The sequence below is a fragment of the Staphylococcus sp. EG-SA-2 genome (assembly GCF_017152085.1).
The window spans coordinates 1-543 of the sequence record NZ_JACYHC010000141.1 but is presented as its reverse complement, the minus strand read 5'-3'; the positions used below and the strand labels follow the sequence as shown (position 1 = coordinate 543).

At 43.1% G+C, this 543-nt stretch carries 1 pseudogene; it reads left to right on the top strand.

The annotated features are described in order from the left end of the window. A pseudogene (locus IDG60_RS01370) lies at nt 1–543 on the top strand (SdrH family protein); the annotation flags it as partial.

Sequence of the window (543 nt, the reverse complement as noted above, 5' to 3'; positions counted from 1 at the left end):
AAGGAACAGGTTCGAATAGTCGTGATGCTAATCCTGATTCGAATAATGTGAAGCCAGACTCAAACAACCAAAACCCAAGTACAGATTCAAAACCAGACCCAAATAACCAAAACCCAAGTCCGAATCCAAAACCAGATCCAGATAACCCGAAACCAAAACCGGATCCAAAACCAGACCCAGATAAACCAAAGCCAAATCTGGATCCAAAACCAGATCCAGATAACCCGAAACCAAAACCAGATCCAAAACCAGACCCAGATAAACCAAAGCCAAATCCGGATCCAAAACCAGATCCAGATAAACCAAAGCCAAATCCGAATCCAAAACCAGACCCTAATAAGCCAAATCCTAACCCGTCACCAGATCCCGATCAACCTGGGGATTCAAATCATTCTGGTGGCTCGAAAAATGGGGGAACATGGAACCCAAATGCTTCAGATGGATCTAATCAAGGTCAATGGCAACCAAATGGGAATCAAGGAAACTCACAAAATCCTACTGGTAATGATTTTGTATCCCAACGATTTTTAGCCTTGGCAAATG